The organism is Mycobacterium sp. (assembly GCF_032159775.1).
Classification (GTDB): Bacteria; Actinomycetota; Actinomycetes; order Mycobacteriales; family Mycobacteriaceae; genus Mycobacterium.
Genome location: NZ_JAVHWK010000193.1, coordinates 1 through 2,585, shown reverse-complemented (window position 1 = coordinate 2,585; position 2,585 = coordinate 1). Strand labels below are relative to the sequence as shown.

Here is a 2,585-nt window from a genome sequence, read left to right as displayed (position 1 = left end):
CTGTTCGATGAACTGCCGCACCGTCTCGCGGAATGCCTCGTGGTCGGCCTCTAGGACCAGTCGCTTCATCGATCTGTCTCACTCTCCATATATCCGGCGCATCTCCTCGCCGACCTTGCCTGATATCCGTGAGACCACCTGTGCCCCACGCCTTCTCAGATCCTCATCTGGCACGGGTAGAACCACCGCACCCGTCTCCTTCGACGGCAAGAGAACCTTGGCGGTGCCCTTGGTGGTTGCCTCGTCGCGCTGGTTGGTGGCGAATACCTCGAGCGACAGTGCCTCGGCGGGACTGCCACCCTTCGCCGTCACCGCACCGGTGCAGCGGTGGACATCGCCGTGATAGTTGAACCCGCGCATCTGCAGATCCATTTCGGCCAGCCAGCCGTCATCACCGATCCAGTTGGTCAGCAGGTGGCTGACCCAGGCCGCACGCATCTGGCCGTAGTCGTACGGCGCCGGAATACCCAGTGCCTTAGCGCGATTGGGATCCCAGTGCAGTCGCTGCACCACGTCGGGAACCCCGTACTCGTCGGGCTGGTAGAACGCTGGCATCCGCTTGCGCAACTGATGGCCGAACTTCAGCGGCCCGACGCCGTAACCGCCCCAGCCCCAACCCATGTGCATGCTGATGATGTCCACCACCGTCAGCGGACCCTTCATCACCATCGGTAGCTCGTCGCCGACGTTCACGTCGTCCCACCAGCGCGGTTCGGCGCCGCGGCGCTCCTCGGCCTCATAGGCGGCCTCGACCTCGGCGAACTCGTCTTCGGTCCAGTGCTGGCGTTCGATGCCTGCGAGCTTGCCGGACTTCTTGGAGCCCTGCCGTTCGGCGTTGATGTAGGACTCGTCACGGGTGGCGATCGGATTGCCGTCGGCGTCGACGTACAGGTACCTGTAGGTCTCCTTGACCGACCGTCCCCCGGAGAACTCGCTCTCCTTCACCACGACGTCGAGGGTGAAGGTCTCCAGCAGCACCGGCCGTCCGGCGTAAATAGGTTGATACCACGTCCATTTCACGCCGGAGTAGTACTTCCCGGTGCCACGGAACAGGCCACGGAACAGCTTCTTGCGCTCCGGGTCGGTGAACTTCGGGGTCTGGTCCAAGCCGGTGGTGATCGGGAAGGTCGGCGGCGCGATCTGGCCGTGCCAGCGAGTTCGCGGTCCGTATTCGGGATCGTGGAACAACGGGTTGTCGTCGCCGCAGCCGAAGGCGAAATGCGTGATGGCGTCCGCGCTCGGCAGCTTGTTCCATGCCTCGTCGCGCTGGTTGACCGCGATACCGATCTGCGCCTTCGCGCGTTCGATGTCCTCGTCGGTGATGCGTCCCTCGACTGCTGCGGTCTCGGCGCCGGACGCCTCGGTAGTGGTCATCAAAGACTCCTAGAACTTCAACATGGCGCCGGCGTCAACCAGGAATGGCACGCCGGTGACGTAGCGGGACTCGTCGGACGCCAAAAAGCACACGATGTTTGAGACGTCCTGGGGTTCGATATACGGGATCGGCATGGCATTCATCAACGGGAACGTCAGCACGGCGTCCTCCGCGGTGGGGTTCTCCAGATCGGGTCGGAACACGCGATACATCGGCTCACTCTGCAGCATCGGCGTGTTCACGTTCGTCGGGTGAATAGCGTTGGCGCGGATGGACAGCGGTGCCAATTGCAGGGCCAGCGCCTTGGTGTACTGATTGACGAAAGTCTTGGCGAGGTTGTAGCCCATGCCGCCGTGTCCCGTCGGGCCGACACCGGCGCCCGCAGCCTGAGTGGCGGCGATCATGCCCGCGACGGAGCCTGTCGTGATGACGGACGCACCGCTCTTGAGGTACGGCAACGCGGCGTGCACGGTGTTGACCACTCCGATGAAGTCGACGTCGAACGCGTCGGCGAACGCCGTGATCGGCAGATCGGCGCCGAGCGGACAGATGCCCGCGTTGGCCACGACGACGTCGAGCCGTCCTCCGAATTCGGCGATGGCGTTGGCCAGTTCGCGAGTCAGTGTCTCTTTGTCCCGAACATCGACTTGCGCGGTGTATGCCCGCCTGCCGGTCTTTTCGACCTCGAGCCCGGCTTCTTCGAGATCGTGGGGCGTGGCCAACGGATACTCGTTGTTCTCGATGTCGTGGCAGATATCGAAGAGAATGATGTCCGCACCCTCTTCAGCCAGTTTTACCGCATGGCTGCGGCCCTGACCGCGGGCCCCGCCGGTCACCAGAACGACTTTGTCCTGAACGCGTCCCATGACGCCACCTTTCAGTCGGATTGAGCTACAGCAGTCAGCTTCTCGAGCGTCGCGACGAGTTCGCGGCGATCGATCTTGAGCGCCGCCCCACGAGGAAGCTCGTCGACGACAAACACCTGGGCCGGTACCTCGTACGGAGTCAGCGAGGCCCTGCAGTGCGCCCTCAGCTCATCGCCCGTTGCGGTCTTTGCGGTTCTGAGTTCGACGGCGGCGACAGGGATCTGACCGAGTCGAGCGTCGGCCAGGCCTGCAACCGCGGCGTCGGCGACCGCGTCGTGCGTGCGCAGCGCCCGTACCACAGTCTCAGGGGCGATCTTGAACCCACCCCGCACGATGACGTCATC

3 protein-coding genes are annotated in these 2,585 nt (G+C 63.8%); all 3 read right to left on the bottom strand.

Annotated features, from left to right (window positions below; genetic code table 11):
• Positions 1-78 precede the first annotated feature (78 nt).
• Positions 79-1,374: an FAS1-like dehydratase domain-containing protein gene (locus tag QOJ24_RS24850; RefSeq protein ID WP_526266023.1), complete on the bottom strand. Its 1,296-nt coding sequence runs from the start codon at positions 1,372-1,374 to the stop codon at positions 79-81.
• Between the two features lie 9 nt (positions 1,375-1,383).
• A complete protein-coding gene (locus QOJ24_RS24845) occupies positions 1,384-2,241 on the bottom strand; it encodes a mycofactocin-coupled SDR family oxidoreductase (protein WP_526266022.1) in 858 nt (285 codons plus the stop codon).
• Positions 2,242-2,252: 11 nt separating this feature from the next.
• The coding region (locus tag QOJ24_RS24840; protein WP_526266021.1) for an AMP-binding enzyme at positions 2,253-2,585 on the bottom strand (333 nt) is incomplete at its 5' end.

Excerpts from the sequence above, each read along its gene's own strand:
- QOJ24_RS24850 (WP_526266023.1), bottom strand. The coding sequence starts at position 1,374 with ATGACCACTACCGAGGCGTCCGGCGCCGAGACCGCAGCAGTCGAGGGA.
- QOJ24_RS24845 (WP_526266022.1), bottom strand. The coding sequence starts at position 2,241 with ATGGGACGCGTTCAGGACAAAGTCGTTCTGGTGACCGGCGGGGCCCGC.